The sequence below is a fragment of the Geomonas diazotrophica genome, from assembly GCF_019063885.1.
Classification (GTDB): domain Bacteria; phylum Desulfobacterota; class Desulfuromonadia; order Geobacterales; family Geobacteraceae; genus Geomonas; species Geomonas diazotrophica.
Genome location: NZ_CP077684.1, coordinates 2759403 through 2780084 on the forward strand (window position 1 = coordinate 2759403; position 20682 = coordinate 2780084).

Sequence of the window (20682 nt, forward strand, 5' to 3'; positions counted from 1 at the left end):
GCTCACAGGATTTCTCGTGCGTAGGACAGACAGAAATGGCAGTTCGTAATCAGGCGCAAATACATCCAGTATGACACTAAAAATGGTAAAAAAAGCTAGCATAAAGGGCGTAGGGTGTCAAGGTTTTTGCCCTTTCTTATTAATCACTCGTCATTGAAACGGGCCATGTCTCCGAACTCAACGGGAATGCCGAAGATCTGGGCGGCCAGCGTCGAGATATCGCCACGCAACTTGTTGATCTCGTGCACCTTTTTGTATTCAAGACGCGAAGTGAGCAGAATGACGAAGGTGTCGGTGGCCGGGTCGATCCAGATCGACGACCCCGAGTACCCGGTGTGGCCGAAGGAGACCCGGGAGAATCCCTGCCCGCGGGGCGCGGAGAAGGGAGAGGAGATGTCCCACCCAAGCCCCCTGACCACGGTGCCGCCGCGCGAGAAGTAAGGCGCAGTCATCTGGTCCACGGTGCGCTGCGCGAGAACGCGCCTCCCCTCCAGGGTCCCGCCGGAGAGCATCATCCGGCAGAAGCGGGAGAGGTCCCGGGCGGTGGCGAAGAGCCCGGCATGCCCGGCCACGCCTCCCAACTGGCGGCAAAGGTAGTCCTGGGGTTCGCCGAAGAGGACGCGCTCGTCGCTGATCGTTCCGGAACAGCGCCCCGTCTCCTTGGGATGGAAGGCGGTGTCGGCCATCCCCAGCGGACGGTAGAAGGAGACCTGGGCGTAGAGGTCGAGCGGAGCGCCGGTGGCGCGGCGCACCAACTCCGCGAGCAGGATGAAGTTCAGGTCGGCATAGCGGAAGCGGCTTCCCACCTCCCCCTTGAGCTTCTGGGCGGCGGCGCCCTCGATGGCGCTTTGCATGGGATTCACGCTGGAGAGCGGGATGTCGTCCAGTCCGGAGGTATGGGTCAAAAGGTTCATCACCAGGACCGCATCCTTCCCCTTCCCTGCCAGCTCCGGAAACCACCTGGTTACGGGGTCGAGCAGCGAGATCCTGCCCTCTTCCGCCAGCTTCAGGATGGAGGGGGTGGTGGCGATGACCTTGGTCAGCGAGGCGACGTCGAAGATGGCGTCGGCCGCCATGGGAGGTGCGTCGGGGAACGGGGAGAGGCGTCCGTACGCCTTCTCGAAGAGGATCTTGTCGCGGTTGCCTATGAGGACGACCCCGCCGGCGATGAGGTTGCGTCCCATCGCCTCATTCATCAGCGAGTCGATGCGGGGCTGGTCGGCGGCGCGGCAGGCGGTGGCGAGGAAGATGGCCAACAGACAGCCGCAGATACTGCTCAGCAGGGGGCGCAAGCGCACCCTAAAATACGTGTTCAATCTCAATGTGACTCTCTCGGTCCTTGCGGGGTACTGCCGTGGTTAATTCATCTTGAAGGTGACCGACTTGAGGACCTTCCCCTCGCTGTCCACCGCATCGCAGCGCCAATCGCCGGAGAGCCCCTTTTCGACCACCTTGCGGCTGTAGGTGCGCCAGTGTGCCCCCTTGACCGGCAGCTCGTATTCCGCCACTGCCTCGTCGTTTATGTACCAGATCTGCTTGATGGTGGTGTTGGTATCTTCGGGGGCCGAGAACCTGGTGAAGCAGTAGAGCGCCTTGACCGAGGTGGACGAGATGCGACGGACCGAGTCGATCGGGTTGCCTTTTACGATCTTGGTGGTGACTGCCATCTCGGTGATTTTCAGGTCGCCCGCCCACGACTGGCTCCAGCCGGCGAGGGTTGCCAACAGTACAGCGGTTGCGATCGAAACAATCGTGGTACGGCTCATTGTGCCTCCAGCAGCGTTTGCGGAGAGTGTAGATACCGGCGTTGTGCCGGTGCCGCCCCGGGCGGAAAGCGGCAGCGTCAATAGTATCAGGTCCTGTAGTCGGCGTTGATGCGGACGTAGTCGTAGGAGAGATCGCTGGTGTAGACCACGGCCTCTCCGCCGCCGATCTTGAGGTCGATGGCGACCTTGAATTCCTTTTGCTGCAGCACGCGGGTACCGGCCGCCTCGGCGTCGCCGCCGGCGAAAATGCCGCCGGTGGCCATCAGCACGTCGTCGAAGCGGATCTCCACCCGCTCCTGCTCCACCTGCGCCCCGGAGTACCCGATCGCCGCGATGATCCTGCCCCAGTTGGCGTCCTGGCCGAAGAAGGCGGTCTTGACCAGCATGGAGTTGGCGACGGCGAGCGCGGCCTTCTTGGCGTCCGCCTGGGTCGCGCCACCTTTCACCCTGATTTCGACGAACTTGGTCGCCCCCTCGCCGTCCTTCACGATCAGCTTGGCCAGGGAGAGAAGCAGGTCGTGCAGGAGAGCTGCGAAGTCGGCCCCTTCCGGAGTCCCCCCCTTGATAACCGGGTTCCCCGCCGCGCCGTTGGCGAAGATGAGGGCTGTGTCGTTGGTGGAGGTGTCGTTGTCCACCGTGATGGCGTTGAAGGAGCCGTCCACCGCCTGGGCGAAAGCGCTCTTCAGGAAGGCCCCGTCCACCTCGGCATCGGTTACCAGGAAGGAGAGCATGGTGGCCATGTTGGGATGGATCATCCCGGCCCCCTTGGCGATTCCCCAGATGCTGTAGGGCTTGCCGCCGGCCTCGCCGCTGCGCCTCTCGATCTTCTCGAAGGTGTCCGTGGTCATGATCGCCTTGGCCACGTCGTCCAGCGTGCCGTGGTCGAGGCCGTCCACCAGGGGCTGGATCCCCTTCCTGAAGCGTTCCATGGGGAGGGGCTGGCCGATGACGCCGGTCGAGGCGATCAGGAGTTCCTCGTCGGAGAGACCGAGCGCCTCGGCGGTTTTCCTGCCGCACTCGAGCGCGTCCGTCATCCCCTGTTGGCCGGTGCAGGCGTTGGCGTTGCCGCTGTTGACCAGGAGCGCGCGGCACTTGCCGTTATGCGAGCGCTGGCGCGAGATGATCACCGGCGCCGCCTGCACCTTGTTGGTGGTATAGACCGCCGCCACCTGGGCGGGGAAATCCGAGAATATCAGCGCCAGGTCGAGCCGTCCCGGCTTCTTTATGGCCGCCTCGACGGCCGAAAAGCGAAAACCTTTCATAGTTGAACCTCAGGTTTAAGGTTAAGGTTGAGGTTAAGAGAAGCTTTAAACGCGGGTTTTTCTCAACCTCAGCCTGTGAGCGAAGCGAACGGAAACCTCAACCTCGCTTTTTACTTGCCGCAGCACTTCTTGTACTTCTTGCCGCTGCCGCAGGGGCACGGCTCGTTGCGGCCGGCGCTCCGCGCACTCTTGGCGGGGGAGTGGCCCACCGCTTCTTCTTCGTTTTCCTCCACCAGGTTGAAAACCATCTTCTGCGGGCTGGGCTGCTCCAGTTCGTACTGCTCCAGGTCTTCCTCGGTCCCTACCTGCACCCAGAAGATCTTCTCCACCACTTCCTGACGGATCCTGTTCATCATGTCCATGAAGAGCTGGTAGGCCTCACGCTTGTACTCCTGCTTCGGATCCTTCTGACCGTAGCCGCGCAGGCCGATGCCTTCCTTCAGGTGGTCGATGGAAAGGAGGTGATCCTTCCACTGGGTGTCGATCACCTGGAGCATGATCACCTTGATCAGGTGATCCATGAGCTCGTCGCCGAACTCGGTCACCTTCTGGTTGAAACGATCGCGGGTGCCGCTTCTCAGCGTCTCCTCGAAGTTGACCGGGGTGATGCGGTCGAAGAGCTCCGGGGTGAGGTCGAGGTTGAAGCCGAACAGCTTGAACACGGTGTCGGTGATCCCCTGCCAGTCCCACTCGCGCGCCGGGGTGCGGTCGATCACGAAGGCCTGGACCACGTCGGTCACGGTCTCGTCCAGCATGCCGACGAAGCTCTTCCTGATCTCGTTGCCGGCGAGGATCTCCTTCCTCTGGGTGTAGATCACCTCGCGCTGCTTGTTCATGACGTCGTCGTACTCGATCAGGTGCTTCCTGATCTCGAAGTTGTGCGCCTCGACCTTTTTCTGGGCGTTCTCGATGGCCCGGGTGATCAGGCCGTGGGTGATCGCCTCCCCCTCTTCGATGCCGAGTTTGTCCATGATCATGGAGACGCGCTCGGAACCGAAGATGCGCAAAAGGTCGTCCTCGAGCGAGAGGTAGAAGCGCGAGGAGCCCGGGTCGCCCTGGCGGCCGGAACGGCCGCGCAACTGGTTGTCGATGCGGCGCGACTCGTGGCGCTCGGTGCCTAGGATGTGCAGGCCGCCCAGGGCCACCACCTCGTCGTGCTCTGCGGCGCAGATCGGCTTGTGTTTGTCGACGATGGCGTCGAACTGCTTCTTGAATACGGGGAGCACCAGTTCCTGCAGCTCCTCGAAGTCGATTTCGTCATGCTGGTCCAGATACCCGGCGACGGCGGCGGAACTCCCGGGGAAATCCCGCTCCAGTGCCTGGAGCAGTTCCTTGTCTGCCGCCCCCTCACCCTGCGCCTTGGCGAAGGCTTCCACGAAGGCCTCGGCCTTCACCTCCGGCGTGCCGCCGAACTCCTGGCGCGCCAGACCGTCGGGGTTCCCCCCGAGGACGATGTCGGTACCGCGGCCGGCCATGTTGGTGGCGATGGTGACCATCCCCTTGCGCCCGGCTTGGGCCACGATCTCGGCCTCGCGCTCATGCTGCTTCGCGTTGAGGACGAAGTGCGGGATCCCCTCGCGTTTCATAAGCTCGGCGAGCTGCTCGGACTTCTCGATGGAGATGGTGCCGACCAGGATCGGCTGCCCCTTGGCGTGCAGTTCCTTGATCTCGGCGATGACCGCGTTGAACTTCTCGCGTTCGGTCTTGTAGATCACGTCCGGGAAGTCCGGGCGCAGAAGCGGGCGGTTGGTCGGGATGACCACGACGTCCAGCTTGTAGATCTTGTGGAACTCCTCCGCCTCGGTGTCCGCGGTACCGGTCATGCCCGAGAGCCTCTCGTACATGCGGAAGTAGTTCTGGAAGGTGATGGTGGCGAGGGTCTGGTTCTCGTTCTCGATCTTCGCCCCTTCCTTGGCCTCGATGGCCTGGTGCAGGCCGTCGGACCAGCGGCGCCCCGGCATGAGGCGGCCGGTGAACTCGTCGACGATGAGGACCTCGTTGTCGCGCACCACGTAGTCCACGTCGCGCTTGAACAGGGCGTGCGCCCTGAGCGCCTGCTGGGTGTGGTGCAGGATCTCCATGTTCCTCGGATCGTAGAGGTTGTCTATCTTGAGGAGCTTCTCGACCTTGAGCACCCCTTCCTCGGTCAGCGCCGCGCTCTTCGCCTTTTCGTCGACGGTGAAGTCGCCGGTGTAGGTCTTGCGCTTGCCGGAGAGGGTGTTGGCCTCGACCTCGATCACCTCGCCCTTCTTGAGCATCGGGATGATCCGGTCGATGATGTAGTACTTGTCCGTGGAGTCCTCGGTCGGACCGGAGATGATGAGCGGGGTCCTCGCCTCGTCGATGAGGATGGAGTCCACCTCGTCGACGACCGCGAAGTTGAACGGGCGCTGGACGTAGTCGGCCAGGTCGAACTTCATGTTGTCGCGCAGGTAGTCGAAGCCGAACTCGTTGTTGGTGCCGTAGGTGACGTCGGCTGCGTATGCCTCGCGGCGCTCCCAGTCCTCAAGCCCGTGCACGATCACCCCTACCGACAGCCCCAGGAATTTATGGATGCGCCCCATCCAGTCGGCGTCGCGCTTGGCCAGGTAGTCGTTGACCGTGACCACGTGCACGCCCTTGCCGGAGATGCCGTTCAGGTAGGACGGAAGAGTCGCCACCAGGGTCTTGCCCTCGCCGGTCTTCATCTCGGCGATCTTGCCGGAGTGGAGCACCATGCCGCCGATCAGCTGCACATCGAAGTGGCGCATCCCGAGCACGCGCTTGCCCGCCTCGCGGCAAACGGCGAACGCCTCGGGGAGCATGGAGTCCAGGCTCTCCCCCTTGGCATAGCGCTCTTTGAACTGGGCGGTCTTGCCGCGCAGCTCGTCGTCGGAGAGCTTGAGCATCTCGGCTTCCAGCTGGTTGATGCGATCCACAATGGGCCAGAGACGCTTCAACTCCCGCTCGTTCTTGCTCCCGACAAACTTCTTTATAAGCGCGCCAAACATCTATGAAATCTCCTTAGCCGTGAAAACAGGATAAAAAAAACAGTGTACGCTACCATAAAAGTGAGAAACCCTCAACTGAAAAGGCGCCTGCTATGGAGGGGATTCCGGGGTTTTAGGAAAAGGTGCAACAGGGGCGGAGGCGACGGCAGGGACGAATAATAATTCGTCCTGATTGTTGCAATCAACGCGGTGCATCTCTATAATGAGCCCGCCAAAGGAGCCAACAGTAGTGGAAACAACACCGTTTAGCGAAGAACTCATCGACAGTCATCTCCTGGTGGACGTCCGCACCCCCCTGGAATTCGAAGAGGACCACATCCCCGGAGCCATCAACGTCCCCCTGCTCACCAACGAGGAGCGGGTCGAGATCGGCATACTGCACAAGGAGTCCGGACCCTACGCCGCGCGCCGGCGCGGTCTCGAGCTGACCGCGCATCGCTTCCCGGAGATGGTGCGGTACATCGCCGACTCCGCCGCGGGGAGGCCCATCCTGGTCTATTGCTGGCGCGGCGGTCTGCGCAGCAAGACGGTCACCTCCATTCTCGACCTGGCCGGGTTGAAGGCCACCCAGCTGATCGGCGGCTACAAGAGCTACCGCCACGTGGTCAGCGAATACTTCACCCCCTACCTCCCCAAGACGCCGCTCATCGTGCTGCACGGCATGACCGGCATCGGCAAGACCACCTTGCTGCAGCTCCTCAAGGAGCGGGGCAACTCGGTGCTCGACCTCGAAGGTCTCGCCTGCCATCGCGGCTCCGCCTTCGGCCAGCTCGGCCTGAACCAGGATCTCACCCAGAAGCGCTTCGAGACGCTTTTGTGGGACGCCTGCCGCAAGGCTCCCGCGGGACAGCCGCTCATCCTGGAAGGGGAGAGCGAGCGCATCGGTCGCGTGTCGCTGCCCGGTGACTTCTACCAGAAGATGGCGCAGGGCATCAGGGTGTGGTGCCACGCCACACTCGAGACCAGGGTGCAGAGACTGATCGACGAGTACGGGCTCCCCGCCTACAAGGATGAGATGGGGGACGCGCTGCAGCGGATCAGGAAGAAGCTCGGGGGGAAACGGTGCGAGGAACTTGCCGGCAATCTCGAGCGCTGGGAGATGGACGAGTTCATGAAGGGGCTGGTCTGCGACTACTACGACAAGGTCTACTACAAGAACCGGACCTGGGAGGCGGACTACCAGCTCGACATGGAGGATTTCGACCATGCCGCCCAAGAACTGGAGCGTTTCCTGGCGCAGCGGTCGGCAGGGTAAGGTCTCGCCGCGATAACCGACCGACGCTGCCGCCGACGACCAACCGAGGCGGCCGCAGACAACCACCCGAGGCGTCTACCTGTAGGGGCGAATAACCATTCGCCCTGGCGCCCACCGCGGAGCCGCATCTACCTGTAGGGGCGAATAATCATTCGCCCTGGCGCCCGCGGCGCCTCATCTCCCACCGCGGAGCAAGGTGCACCAGCGGCTGGGCAAATGATTATTTGCCCCTACCGGGAACCGCACCCCCTGGCCCTGATCCCTGATCCCTGATCCCTGATCCCTGCCCCCTCCCCCTACAGCCCCTGCCTCTTCACCCTGTACTTCACCACCAGCTCCACCGGGTGGTAGGAGAGCTTCGCCTGTCTGAGCGACTCCTCCCCGAGGTCCTGCTCGCGGTTCAGATAGGTGCAATCGGTGAACAAGAGCCGGGAAAACTCCCGGTCCAGCAGTTGGTACAACCCCTCCATGAAGAGGTCCCCCTTCTCGAAATGGCAGACCGCCGTCTCCCGGTTCAGCCTTTCCCCCAGCGCGAAGCCGCGCACCACGTCATCCACCAGGACCACAACCCCGGAAAGCCCCAGTTCGCGGTACAGCCTGAGCGCCTCCGCGGCCCCCTCGACCTCCCCCTGTACCGAGCCTCCCTGTGCCGCCCCCCGCGGCACGATCTCCGTCCTGACGCGCCCCCACTCCTCGAGCAGGGCCAGCGCACCGGGGAGATGCCCGTCATCGAGGAACTCCACCCGGTGCCGGTGCCGGTTCAGGAAGTAGTTCACCCGGTTTTTCTTCTTGTGGTACTGCTTCCCGTTTAGCTGCGCCATCTCGTCCTTCAGGTGCAGGTAATCGAAGTTGTTGCGGTCCGCAATCGCCTCTACGCCGTCCCCCCCGTCGAGATGGCGCGCGAGGAACAGGTCGTCCGCACCGTACAGGGTAAGTCCAAGGTCCAGCAACTCACGGGTCGCCGCGGCGATGTCACCGCCGAAGGGTGGAAGGAAATAGGCGGAGCCGTCGTAGCCGCGCCCGAGCGCGACGACCGCGTCCCCCAGGTGCGTCAGCCGGTACTCGTGCGCCTTGCGAAACAGGTACAGGTTCGCGAAGGTCAGCTCCGAGATGCGGGGCTGCAACTCGGCAAAGAGCCGGTCCAACAGGGGCTTGTCTTCCAGGGCGATGCCCCGGGTCTGCGGGTAGCGCGGGATCTCCATGTCTCTCTCCAGAAAAAAAACTGTCTCAGTATACTCATTTTTTTGCAGAATTGCGAAAAAATGACTGGCATTTCCCATACCGTATACGGTAGTATCGCGCTTACTCTACCGGTAGTGTTTGCAAAAAGCTGTTTGGCAAAGCTCAAAGCCAGTAATGACAGAGAGAATGCACCTCTCACTCGGATAGAGAATCAGAATGAATGTAGCAAAAAGAAAACGGATTTTCCCGGGGGAGCCGTGCAGAGATATCTCTTCGACTTCATAAAGAACCTGAAACTGCGCTGGAAGATGGTGATCCTGGTGCTCCCCCTGGTGATCATCCCCATCTTCCTGGTCGGCGGCATCATCGGCTACATCTCCACCAAACAGGCCTACCTCGGCATCACCCAGACCAGCAAGGACGACCTGCAGCACATGGCCTCCTTCACCGTCGACCTTTTGAACTCTCATTACCAGCAGTTCCAGGTCTACAAGCAGGACAAGGAAAAGACCTTTCACGAAGAGCTGAAGACGGTGAGCGAGCTGGCCTACAACGTGGTAAAAAGCCAGCACAACCTGCAGAAATCCGGGCGCACCGACGTGGCCGGCGCCATGCGCGAGGCGAGAAACGCGCTCTTGAAGGTGAACGTCGGCAAGACCGGCTACATCTACGCCATGAACAGCCGCGGCGAACTGAAGGTCCACGTGGCCCAGGAGGGCGCCAACGTCTCCGAAAGCCGGGACGAGACCGGCCGCTACTTCATCAAGGAGATGATCGAGAAGGCGCACCGCGCCAAGCCGGGAGAGGTCCTCTACATCGTCTATCCCTGGAAGAACGCAGCCTTAGGCGACAAGTCCCTCAGGAAGAAGGTGGTGGCCTACCGCTACTTCAAGGAATGGGACTGGATCATCGCCGCCGGTGGCTACCTCGAGGAGACCTACGAGGACTCGGCCTTCGAGCGCCGCTCCTTCGAGGCGCTCAAAGAGAAGATCAAGAGCAAGAAGGTGGGCAAGACCGGCTACATCTACGCCATGGACACCTCCGGCAACTTCATGATCCACCCCACCGGCGAGGGAAGGAACTTCCTCAACGCCGTGGACTTCAACGGCCAGCACTTCATCAAGGAGATGTGCGAGAGGAAAAACGGCTGGATCCGCTACCCCTGGAAGAACAAGGGGGAAGAGGCGCCGCGCATGAAGATCGTGCGCTACGAGTACTTCGAACCCTGGAACTGGATCGTCGCCGTCGGCTCCTACGAGGAGGAATTCTACCAGGAGGCTAACGCCATCAAGGGGCGCATCCTGGAAAGCATGGTGGTCCTCACCATCCTGGTCTCGGTGCTGTCGGTGTTCATGGTGCTGCTCGCCTCGCGGGTGATGACCGAGCCGATCAGCCGGATGATCGAGGTGATCCGCCAGGTCAAACAGGGACGGCTGGATGAGACCATGCCGGTCGAATCCGAGGACGAACTGGGCGAACTCGCCAACGCCTTCAACCGGATGACCAGGATCATCAAGCACAACAAGGAGCTGGAGGCCAACCTCGCCCAGCAGGGGAAGATGGCCTCGCTGGGGGTGCTCTCCTCCGGGGTCGCCCACGAGATCAACAACCCGCTGGGGGTCATCCTGGGCTACGCCGCCTACATCGAAAAGAAGCTGCCCCCGGAGGACCCCAACTACAAGTTCATCCACGAGATAAAGCGCGAGAGCAAGCGCTGCAAGAAGATCGTCCAGGACCTCCTCTCCTACGCGCGGACCCCGCAGCCGGTCCTGGAGGAGACCGACATCAACGACCTCCTGGAACAGATTGTGGACTTCGCCGCGAACCACACCGACATGCACCATGTCAGCGTGAAGAAGAGCTTCGACCGCAGCCTGCCGCCGATCATGGTGGACGGCGACCAGCTGCGCCAGGTGGCCATCAACCTGATCCTCAACGCCGGGGCCGCCATGCAGAAGGGGGGAGAGCTGGTGGTGAGCACCGAGCCCGGCGGCGAGGAGTGGGTGAGCCTCAAGTTCCGCGACAACGGCGCCGGGATCTCCCCCGAGCACATGGAGAAGATCTTCGAGCCGTTCTTCACCACCAAGGTGAAGGGGACGGGGCTGGGGCTCGCCATCACCAAGCAGATCGTGGAGCAGCATCACGGCAAGATCGGCATAGAGAGCGAGATCGGCGCCGGAACCACGGTCGAGGTGCGCCTCCCCCTGAAAAGGGAAGAGTACTACTAAACAAAACTGCCCGCCCTGCGCGGTTGACGGAGTAGGTCCATGACCAAGAAACGAGTGATGCTGGTAGACAACGAGGAGGGACTCTGCCGGATGATGGAGGCGGTCCTCTCGGACAACGGCTACGCGGTCTCCGCGTTCACCAGGAGCTTCGAGGCCGCCGAGAGCTTCCAGGCCGGCCAGTGGGACCTTTTGGTCACCGACATCAAGATGCCCGGGATGGACGGGCTGGAGCTTTTGCAGCGGGTGAAGCAGAAGGACCCCGCCATACCGGTCATCATGGTGACCGCCTATGCCACCGTGGAGATGTCCATCCAGGCCCTGAGGAAAGGGGCCTACGACATGCTCACCAAGCCCTTCGAGCCCGAGGAGCTCCTGTACCGGGTCAAGAACGCGCTGCAGCACACACGCCTCATGGAGGAGAACCGCGAGCTGCGCGAGGAGCTGGTGGGGCGCTTCAACTTCGGCAACATCATCGGCGCCTCCACCGCGCTCAAGGAGGTGCTGGAGCGGGTGGAGAAGCTTGCCGTGCGCGACACCTCGGTGCTCATCACCGGCGAGTCCGGGACGGGGAAGGAGCTGATCGCCCAGGCGGTGCACTACAACTCCCCCAGGAAGGAGAAGAAGTTCGTCGCCATCAACTGCGGCGCCCTCCCCGCCTCCCTCCTGGAGAGCGAGCTCTTCGGCTACAAGAAGGGGGCCTTCACCGGCGCCACCGAGAACCGGCGCGGCCTGTTGGAGACCGCCGACGGGGGGACCCTGTTTTTGGACGAGGTGGGCAACCTCCCCATGACGGTGCAAAAGACCCTGCTGCGCTTTCTCCAGGAACAAGAGTTCAACCGACTGGGGGACCCCACCCCCACCAAGGTCGACGTCCGCCTCCTGTCGGCCACCAACGCCGACATGAAACAGGCGGTGAAGGCCGGGGAGTTCCGCGAGGACCTCTACTACCGCCTGAACGTGGTCAACCTCCACCTCCCGCCGCTACGGGAAAGAAGGGACGACATCGCCCTGCTGGCGGCGCACTTCATCTCGCTGCAGAACTCGAAGTTCGGCACCCACATCAAGGGGCTCACCCATGACGCCATGGAGGCCGCCGTGGAGTTTTCCTGGCCGGGCAACATCCGGCAGCTCAAAAACGTGATCGAGGCGTGCATCGCCATGGAGAGCAGCGACTACATCACCCTGCCGGTGCTCTCCCAGTTCATCGAGGTGGTCCCCACCGAAACCGCCGGGGAGGCGATCGCCGAGGAGGGTGAATACTCCAAGGCGCTGATGCGCTTCGAGACCGAGTACCTGAGGGGGCTTTTGCGCAAGAACCAGGGGAACGTGGAGGCCGCCGCCAAGGAAGCGGGCACCAACATGGCCACCATCTACCGAAAGATCAAGAAATACGGCATCAGGAAGGACGAGTACAACATCTGAGCCGGTCGGCCGCAGGGACGGCCCCTTTTGCAGCATTGCAAAAAAGGGGGCTGCCCCACTTGCAGGCTTGCAAATTCAGCCCCCCCACCCGCTTCACGCACGCCAACCACCCGTTTTCACGCAGCTTTAAACCGGCACCCCCGAATACCGGCCGCGCGGGAAACGTTAACTCCCGCTGCGCCACCCGTTAATCTTTCTTTGCGATTTTGCGAAAGCCCCCCCTCTCTCCTCCGGCCAACCGCTCCCCGTCAGCGCGCCAACCATTTGAAATTACGTATATATCATGCTAATAAGTCGGTAAACGGCAAATTGGTACGCCAGTTGCTAACACTGTTTACGTCACCCTTTCTTTACGTAGTAAAAGGTATGAGGTCATATGCAGGAAGCTACGGTCTGCCCCTTCTTCGGCAAAAACGATGATTACTGCGACGTGGGCTGCGGGTACATCTCGCCGCACGACGTCAAGCAGATCATCACCTTCTGCAGCTGCCGTTACAGGGAGTGCCTCAAATACCAGGAGCTGTCCGACCGGGTGCCGGCCGGGCAACTCGATTCCCACCTCTGCCTGGTGTAGCCGACGGGTGAAACCGGGCGGGGGCGAATCAAACACTGCAGGGCTGCATTTTCATGGAAAAGGAGAACGGCGATGAGTGAAAAAGAACTTGAACTGCTCTCGAGGCTTGAGGAGTTGGAGCGGCATACCTGGCGCAACTCAGCGATCCTGCGCGCCGTCGCCATGGTAGCCTTCACCGCCATGATCGGAATCGTGATCGCCTCCGGCGTGGTCGGCGGCGGGCGCGGCAGCCACTGGTCCGGACCGGCCTGGAACACCATGTGGCTCTACGGCCTTTTCGCCGCCAACGCGGTCTCCATGTTCTGGACCACCCACAAGGAATAACAGCGCCTGGCGCCGATTAGGAGGAACGTCACATGCCGATGAGACTGTCAAACGTGATTCTTCTTTTAGTCGTCGTCGTCCTCTGCGCGACCTTTTCGCTGCGGATTTTCCAGGGGCTCGACGAGATGATGGGGGACCAGTACTGGGTGGTGGACACCGCACAGGGCGACCATGGCTGGTACGGCATGGGACTCCTCCCTTACGTGAAGAAGATCCCCAAGGAAGTGGTACAGGCGGTCAACACCGACCCGGACAGCGACGAGAAGTACATCATCTACGCGCAAAACGGGGACTTCGCCGGCAACTCGGTGTACGGCATCTGCCTGGGCATCCCGCTCATCATGTACCTGATCTGGTTCGCCTTCATCCTCGGCTTTCCGGACCGTATCGACCCGTACCTGCTGCCGCGGCGCATCTTCACCCTGACGGTGATCATCATGTGCTCGGTGATCGTTAACCTGTTCCTGATGCGGATCGCCGCCGACTTCGCCCGCGACCCCATGTCCCGCATCGCCAACGTGGCCGGCAACCACGCCTCGCTTTTGTTCCACAACGCGGGGATCTGGTTCGCCATCCTCTTCTCCGCGCTTGGGACGCCGAACCACTCCATGCGCGAGACCGCCGCTCCGGACAGCCGCAACTGGCAGACCCAGGCCAACGAGAAGTTCAACTGGATGTTCGTGCTGCTCTTCGCGGTCACCATCCTCGAGGTGGCCCTGGTCAAGAACAAGCTTGCCCTTCCCGACGCCGCGGTTGACTACTCGGTCTGGATCATCCTGGTGGTAATATTCATGAGGATGTTCGGCTTCTCCCCCAAGTATTGGGTGAAGCGCGGACGCGGCATCGCCATCATGTTCGCCGGGACCCTGATCACCCTCCCCGTCTTCTACCTCTTGGAACGGGCCACCGGGACCCTGGGCGCCGGCTTCGCCTCCCCCATCCTGAGCAAAGCCCTGGGGCCTGAGAACGCAAACATCGGGCTCTCCCTGATGGTTTCCATCTACCTTATCTTCTGGATGGAGTTCGCTGCCGCGATAAGGATGAACGGACCGTCGCGCCGACTGTCAATGGAAAAATAGACCAAGCTATTTCGAGAAATTCGTCAGTACCATGAGGGAAAGCCAGTTCAGGCTTTCCCTTTCTTTTTGCAACCGTCGTTGCGATTTACAGCATATATAAAACGCCGTCACATATTTTTCCCGATTTAACCCGTTACCGATCCCACCATATCCAGAAATCTTCACTCACATCACAGCCTTTCACATCACCATCGTCGCCCCTTATCGGTAATCCCTGTCATTAGCAGCTGCATCAACCGAATCTGAAAGCCGCACGTCCACCCCCCCGCCCCGTCTCTAAGCTGTCCGTCTCGAGGAAAAGCCCGCGATCCGCTACGGAATACTGCCGCTGCCGACCCGGCGGTAAACGAGAATGAGTAGCCGGAATGTTTGACACAATTATGCGACAGCGTTTGAGTGATTGGCAAAACACCACCACGAAACCCCTCAAAAACGGTGCCACGCCGCCGCCACCCAACAATAATAAAAAATAATTTACCGTGCCCTTTTCTTTTTTACGGTGTCATTTAAAATGGTTGCAGCCAACCAGATGATAAAACAAGCCACATCCAGAACACCAATTTCTTTAGAACGCTGTTTATTTTTATTGTACATTTGAAAATCATGTGATACAACATTCTCACGTATACGGAAATTTCGGAGACGGTTGGAAAGAGGCAGAGACGAACCGACGGACAAACCGAATCAAACATTCCTTACAAAACAGTGACTTGCAAAGCAGCGCTTCCAAACAGAACGCTTTAACAATTTTCAGCAAAACAACACCGACAGTTTTAGAAACAAAATTTGCGAAAACGGGAAAGGGGGATTTATCGGAAACTGAAACCAGAGGGGCGGGACGCCGCCGCAACGCATCTTACTGAGAAAGGAGTGACAACCATGGCAGAAAGACAGTACGACTGGAAAGCTATCGCAAAAAATCCCAAGTTCGTGGAGCTACATCACAAGAAGACGGCCTTCCTTTTCGGATGGTGGATTTTCTCCTGTGTGTACTATTTCCTGCTTCCCATCGGGGCGGCTTACACACCGGGAATCTTCAAGGTCAAGATCATTGGCGTAATCAATTTCGGGTACATCTTCGCACTCTCCCAGTTCTTCGTCTCCTGGGGGATTGCACTCTACTACTCGCACGTCGCCAACAAGGACTTTGACCGGTTGACCAGGGAACTGATCGACGAATTACATCTCTAGGAAAGGGAGGACAGGACATGACCATCAAGAAGATATTCATAGCAGCCAGCTTGGCCCTCTCGGTAGCCGCAGCAGCCTACGCTGAAGAGCAGAAGGCCCCGGCAGCCGGCGCGGCGCCCGCGATGAGCGCCCCGGCAGCCCAGGGAGCACCGGCCGCGACCGCAGCGGCACCAGCACCCAACGCGGCCGCTTCCGTGGCCACCCCTGCCCCCGCGGCACCCGCACCGGTCAAGAAGGAACTGAAGGCCAACAAGACCATCACCATCGGCATGTTCATGGTAATCATCGCCATTACCATGGGGGTCGTGGTCTGGGCTGCCAAGCAGACCAAGTCCGCAGCCGACTTCTACGCTGCGGGCGGCGGCATCACCGGCACCCAGAACGGCTGGGCCATCGCCGGCGACTACATGTCGGCGGCGTCCTTCCTGGGTATTTCCGGCCTCATCTCGCTCTACGGCTATGACGGCTTCATGTACTCGGTCGGCTGGCTGGTGGCCTACATCACCGTGCTCCTGATCGTGGCGGAACCCTGCCGCAACGCGGGCAAGTACACCCTGGGGGACATCCTCTCCTTCCGTACCTCGCCCAAGCCGGTGCGCGCCTTCGCCGCCATTTCCACCGTCGCCGTTTCCACCTTCTACCTCACCGCGCAAATGGTTGGTGCAGGCAAGCTGATGGCGCTTCTGATCGGCATCCCCTACAAGATGTCCATCATCGGCGTCGGCGTGCTCATGGTCGGCTACGTCGTCTTCGGCGGCATGGTCGCCACCACCTGGGTACAGATCATCAAGGCGGGCCTGCTCATGTCGGGCGCCTTCCTGCTCTCCTTCCTGGTCATGATCAAGTCAGGCTTCAACCCGATCGGCTTCTTCAACACCATCGTGAGCAGCCCTGAGATCCAGGACCACGTTTCCAAGCTGGTGCTGAAAGACGGTGTCATCCTTTCCGGCATGGACGCCGGCCAGCGCTTCCTCGAGCCCGGCCTGTACCTCAAGAACCCGCTCGACCAGATCTCCCTGGGTATGGCCCTCGTGCTCGGCACCGCCGGCATGCCGCACATCCTGATGCGCTTCTTCACCGTGCCGACCGCACAGGCCGCACGTAAGTCTGTCATCATCGCGATGTTCATCATCGGCGGTTTCTACGTCCTGACCACCCTGCTCGGCTTCGGCGCCGCCATCCACCTGACCCCGCAGGGGATCACCTCGGTCGACCCGGGCGGCAACATGGCTACCCTGATGCTGGCACAGCAGATGGGCGCCGACATCGCACCGATCATCGGCGACCTCTTCCTCGCCTTCCTGTGCGCCGTCGCCTTCGCCACCATCCTCGCCGTGGTCTCCGGCCTGGTACTGGCGGCCTCCGCTGCCATCGCACACGACATCTACGTGAACGTGATCAAGGACGGCCACGCCGACCAGCACGAGCAGGTCTTCGCAGCCCGCGCCACGTCCTTCGTGGTAGGCGCCTGCGGCATTCTGATCGGTATCGCCGCCGAGAAGCAGAACGTCGCCCACCTGGTGGCGCTGGCCTTCGCGGTCGCCGCCTCCGGCAACCTCCCGGTCGTTGTCCTCTCCCTCTTCTGGAGGAAGTTCAACACCGCCGGCGTCATCTCCGGCCTCGTGGTCGGCACCGTAGCCTCCATCGCCCTGGTGATGGTATCCCCCAACATGACCTACCCGAAAGTGATCGCCGAAGGCGCCAAGAAGGTGGTCGTGGCCATGGAGAAGAAGCAGGCGGCACTCCCCGCCGGCCAGAGCCTCTCCGAGAAAGACGCCAAGGCGCTTGCCAAGGCGAAGGTTGACGCACAGCAGACCGGCACCTCCATGGTCGGCCTGGAGAAGCCGCTCTTCACCCTGAAGAACCCGGGCATCATCTCCATCCCGCTGGGCTTCATGGCCGCCATCCTGGGCGCCCTGGCCTTCCCGAGCAGGCGCTCCGAGGAGATGTTCGACGAGGTCTACGTCCGCCAGAACACCGGTTTGGGTATGGCCAAGGCCGTCGAGCACTAGCACGCAGCACAGCAGCAGCATGGAATTGGGGAAGGGAAACCTTCCCCAATTTTTTTGTCCAGCGCCCCGTTCTTTCCTCCCCTTCCGGGCCCGGGTCCCGGCAAAAAAGTCAAGAAAACGCACCTGTTAGCAGCAAAACAGTTTTACATCCCCGTTTTTTTCTGTAGAATCAACGCCACGAGCAGATTGGAAAGAGGTGGCCGCGCATGCCCCATCAGATCTACCCACCCGAGTCAAGCGACGGGGAACTCCTTTCGGAGTTGCTGGGGGAGGTGCACGCCTATCTTCCGCTTTTGGACCGGAACGAGGGGAAGAGACTTTTGGAGGGGCTCCTGTGGCAGAGCTCTGAGGAGCTCGGCAAGCTGCGCCTGTACTCGGGACGTGAAGAGACGATCATCGACCGGGTGCGGACAGAGACCGACTACCCGGCGCTGCTGAAGCTCCACGAGGAGCTGAACCTCCTGGAGATGGAGCGCTTCCTCAACTTCTACTCGGTAACCGCCCTGCACGAGAACTGCACCTGGTACCGCGACGCCCTGGCCGGGCGCGCGCTGGAACTGGTGGCGGCGGAGATGCCCTCCCCCCCGCCGGTCCCCTTCGCCCTGGTCAGCATGGGGAGCGACGGTCGCGAGGAGCAGACCCTCATCACCGACCAGGACTACCTCATCGTCTACAGCGACGACGGGGGCGCGGAGGCCGACGCTTACTTCCAGGAGTACAGCCGCATACTGGTGGAGCGGCTGGCCGAAATCGGCTTCAAGAAGTGCACCGGCGGCATCATGCCCATAAACGACAACTGGCGCGGTTCCCTGTCGCAGTGGCAGCGCCGGCTGCACGCCATCGTGCGTTACGAGACCGAGGACTACGGCAAGAACATGATGGACCTGATCGTCCTCTCCGACGCCCGCTTCGTCGCCGGCGACGCGGAGCTGGCCGGCAGGCTGGTGTCACTGATCCGCTCCCTTTTGCAGGACTACTTCATGGCCCTTTGGGGCATGGCCAAGGCGGCCACCGAGATGAAGCTGGCGCTTGGTTTCCTGAAGCGGTTCTGGACCGAGGGAAGCGGCGAGCACAAGGGCTCCTTCAACCTGAAGCTCTTGGCCTGGGCCCCCCTGGTGATGAACGTGCGCATACTGGCCATCAACCAGGGCATTCCGGCCACCTCCACGGTGCAAAGGATCGAACTTCTCGAGAAGGAGCACAGCTTCTCCGCCAACATGGCGCACGGGCTCGTCGCCGCCTACCGCATCCTCACCAAGCACCGCATCCTGCTCCAGATCAAGGTGATCAAGGGGATCCAGAACGACGCCTACTACCTCAACCCCTACTCTCTTCCCAGCGACGAGAGGGAACGCATGAGGCAGGCGCTGCTCCTCATCGAGGATTTGCAAAAGACCATCCACACCAACTTCTCCATTGTCTAGGAGCGAGGTTGCGGTCCCCCCCGGGCTCTCCCGCCCGGGCGCCGTTAGCGGAGGAGACATGAGCCGACCCGAAAAGCCCTACAAGGTAAACCTGTTGCGCCCCAAGGAGGGGCACATGCGGGACGAGGTGCGCATCATCCTCGCCATCCTCTTCGGCTGGGGAGTCTGCACCTTCGGTTTCCAATTCCTGGTCTACGCCTGCCGGGGCACCGGCGCCGGCAGCCTCCTCACCCGACTCACCTTGTTCAACCTGCCGCTGCACTTTTGGTTCACCGGGCAGTTCCTCCCCCTGTGGTTCATCGTCCTGTGCGTCATCTTCAACATCTACGTGGACCGGATCACCGAGTACCACAGCCGCCGGAGAGACAGAAGCTATGAATGACTCGTCCTGGTCCATCTTCGTCGTTCTGCTGGTGCTGCTTTCCTTCATCCTGGTCGGCCTCAGGCAGAAGTCGCGCGAGAGCCAGGAGTACGGCTTCGGCGGCCGTTACACCGGCAGGATCGGCGGAGGTGCTGCCATCGCCAGCAACTGGATGAGCGCCGCGAGCCTCATGGGGCTGGCCGGTATCATCTACCTGCGGGGCTACCAGGGGCTCGCCTACGTGATCGGCTGGACCGGGGGGTACGTCCTCCTGCTGGTGCTGTTGGCCAGCCAGATCCGCCGCTTCGGCAAGTTCACCACCCCCGAGTTCGTGGGCGAGCGTTACGGTTCCCCGGCCGCGAGGCTCTTGGCCGCGGTGATCGCCATCGCCATCTCGGTGATCTACTGCGTGGCCCAGTTCAAGGGGATCGGGCTCATCTTCGCCTTCATGTTCGGCATCGGCTACGAGCAGGGGGTGACCTACGGGGCCCTCGCCGTGGTCTCCTACCTGGTGGTCTCCGGCGCGCTCGGGGTCCCGCGCAACCAGCAGCTGCAGTACCTGGTCATCTGCGTCGCGTTCATCGTCCCGCTCATGTGGCTGGCCCGCAAGCTCGGCTACTTCTGGCTGCTGCCGCAGTTCGGCTACGGCCGGGCCCTGACCGACCTGGCCCGGGAATTCCGCATAGACTTCACCCTCCCCTTCGCCGGGGACTCGCTCTTCGAATGGTGCGCGCTCTGCTTCACCCTCATGGTGGGGACCGGCGGGCTCCCCCACGTGCTGTCGCGCTTCTACACCGTACCCAACGTCCGTGACGCCCGCTGGAGCGTGGTATGGGGGCTCTTCTTCATCGCCCTCATCTACTGGTCCGCCCCCGCCTTCGCCGTTTTCGGCAGGCTCCTCGAGGCGCGCCAGGGAATCGCCTTCACCCCGGTGACGGCCCGCGCCTCGGCCGACGTGATAGCCTTGAAGACCGCACTCATGGCCGGGCTACCGGGATGGCTGGTGGGGGTGCTGGCCGCCGGCGCCCTGTCGGCCGCTTTCTTCACCGTCGCCGGGCTGTTGATGACCGGGGCCGCCTCCATCTCCCACGACATCTACTACAGCTTCATGAACCCAAAGGCCAGCGAGAGGGTGCGCATGCAGGTGGCCAAGGGGGGAACCCTGGTGCTGGCCGCGCTGGTACTCCTGGTCGCACTGAACCCGCCCGGCCTGATCGCCGAGATCACCGCGGTCGCCTTCGCATTGGCGGGGAACACCATCTTCCCTTTGTTCCTGTTGGGGATCTGGTGGGACCGGGCCAACCGTTACGGTGCCATCGCCGGCATGTTCACCGGCGTCCTCTGTACCGTCGCCCAGCCGCTTTTGGGGGGCGTGCTCCCGGGCCTCGCCTCCTACTTCCCGGTCACCGCCTCGGCCCTTTGCGGCGCACCGCTGGTTATCTGCGTCATGATCGCCGTCTCGCTGGCGACCCCCGCCCCGCCCGAGGAGATGAGGCGTTTCCTGGAGCAGGAGGTGCACGGGCACCTTGATTAAGAAAGGATGTTCAACGTTCCAGGTTCGACGTCAAGCTCATCGCTGAACTTGGGGCGTTTAGCTGATGCGTTTGCCGTC

General features: G+C 61.6%; 16 protein-coding genes. 11 read left to right on the forward strand and 5 right to left on the reverse strand.

Annotated features, from left to right (window positions below):
* Positions 1-143: 143 nt before the first annotated feature.
* The 4 genes from KP003_RS12005 to secA all read right to left on the reverse strand — a co-directional run bounded on the left by KP003_RS12005 (position 144) and on the right by secA (position 6018).
* A complete protein-coding gene (locus KP003_RS12005) occupies positions 144-1292 on the reverse strand; it encodes a serine hydrolase domain-containing protein (protein ID WP_236026757.1) in 1149 nt (382 codons plus the stop codon).
* A 66-nt stretch (positions 1293-1358) separates the two neighbouring features.
* Positions 1359-1766 carry a DUF2914 domain-containing protein gene (locus KP003_RS12010; protein ID WP_216497809.1) on the reverse strand — a complete coding sequence of 136 codons (408 nt, stop codon included), beginning with the start codon at positions 1764-1766 and terminating at the stop codon, positions 1359-1361.
* An 86-nt stretch (positions 1767-1852) separates the two neighbouring features.
* Entirely contained in the window at positions 1853-3028 is a 1176-nt protein-coding gene (gene argJ, locus KP003_RS12015; RefSeq protein ID WP_216497810.1) for a bifunctional glutamate N-acetyltransferase/amino-acid acetyltransferase ArgJ, read from the reverse strand.
* 110 nt (positions 3029-3138) lie between these two features.
* Positions 3139-6018 carry a preprotein translocase subunit SecA gene (secA, locus tag KP003_RS12020; protein ID WP_216497811.1) on the reverse strand — a complete coding sequence of 960 codons (2880 nt, stop codon included), beginning with the start codon at positions 6016-6018 and terminating at the stop codon, positions 3139-3141.
* Between the two features lie 229 nt (positions 6019-6247).
* On the opposite strand from secA, the gene mnmH reads away from it, so the two are divergent.
* Positions 6248-7273, forward strand: coding sequence for a tRNA 2-selenouridine(34) synthase MnmH (gene mnmH / locus KP003_RS12025; protein WP_216788507.1), 1026 nt, complete (start codon positions 6248-6250; stop codon positions 7271-7273).
* A gap of 296 nt (positions 7274-7569) precedes the next feature.
* On the opposite strand, the gene KP003_RS12030 is transcribed toward mnmH, so the two are convergent.
* On the reverse strand, positions 7570-8475 hold the full coding sequence (locus KP003_RS12030) for a DUF2156 domain-containing protein (RefSeq protein WP_216788508.1): 906 nt from the start codon (positions 8473-8475) through the stop codon (positions 7570-7572).
* Between the two features lie 237 nt (positions 8476-8712).
* On the opposite strand from KP003_RS12030, the gene KP003_RS12035 reads away from it, so the two are divergent.
* The 10 genes from KP003_RS12035 (at position 8713) to KP003_RS12080 (ending at position 20604) form a co-directional block, all read left to right on the forward strand.
* Entirely contained in the window at positions 8713-10683 is a 1971-nt protein-coding gene (locus KP003_RS12035; RefSeq protein ID WP_216497814.1) for a cache domain-containing protein, read from the forward strand.
* 39 nt (positions 10684-10722) lie between these two features.
* A complete protein-coding gene (locus KP003_RS12040; protein ID WP_216497815.1) occupies positions 10723-12105 on the forward strand; it encodes a sigma-54-dependent transcriptional regulator in 1383 nt (460 codons plus the stop codon).
* 376 nt (positions 12106-12481) lie between these two features.
* Entirely contained in the window at positions 12482-12679 is a 198-nt protein-coding gene (locus tag KP003_RS12045; protein ID WP_216497816.1) for a hypothetical protein, read from the forward strand.
* A 72-nt stretch (positions 12680-12751) separates the two neighbouring features.
* Positions 12752-13003 carry a hypothetical protein gene (locus KP003_RS12050; RefSeq protein ID WP_012529954.1) on the forward strand — a complete coding sequence of 84 codons (252 nt, stop codon included), beginning with the start codon at positions 12752-12754 and terminating at the stop codon, positions 13001-13003.
* Positions 13004-13035: 32 nt separating this feature from the next.
* Complete coding sequence (locus KP003_RS12055) at positions 13036-14082, forward strand: hypothetical protein (protein ID WP_216497817.1); 1047 nt, start codon at positions 13036-13038, stop codon at positions 14080-14082.
* A gap of 879 nt (positions 14083-14961) precedes the next feature.
* Positions 14962-15273 (forward strand): DUF485 domain-containing protein, encoded by a 312-nt coding sequence (locus KP003_RS12060; RefSeq protein ID WP_216497818.1) that lies wholly within the window; start codon positions 14962-14964, stop codon positions 15271-15273.
* A gap of 17 nt (positions 15274-15290) precedes the next feature.
* Entirely contained in the window at positions 15291-17285 is a 1995-nt protein-coding gene (locus KP003_RS12065; protein WP_216788511.1) for a solute symporter family protein, read from the forward strand.
* Positions 17286-17491: 206 nt separating this feature from the next.
* Complete coding sequence (locus KP003_RS12070; RefSeq protein ID WP_216788513.1) at positions 17492-18709, forward strand: putative nucleotidyltransferase substrate binding domain-containing protein; 1218 nt, start codon at positions 17492-17494, stop codon at positions 18707-18709.
* 58 nt (positions 18710-18767) lie between these two features.
* Complete coding sequence (locus tag KP003_RS12075; RefSeq protein ID WP_216497821.1) at positions 18768-19091, forward strand: DUF4212 domain-containing protein; 324 nt, start codon at positions 18768-18770, stop codon at positions 19089-19091.
* A complete protein-coding gene (locus KP003_RS12080; RefSeq protein ID WP_216788515.1) occupies positions 19084-20604 on the forward strand; it encodes a VC_2705 family sodium/solute symporter in 1521 nt (506 codons plus the stop codon). Before KP003_RS12075 ends, KP003_RS12080 begins: the two co-directional genes overlap by 8 nt.
* Positions 20605-20682: the final 78 nt, after the last annotated feature.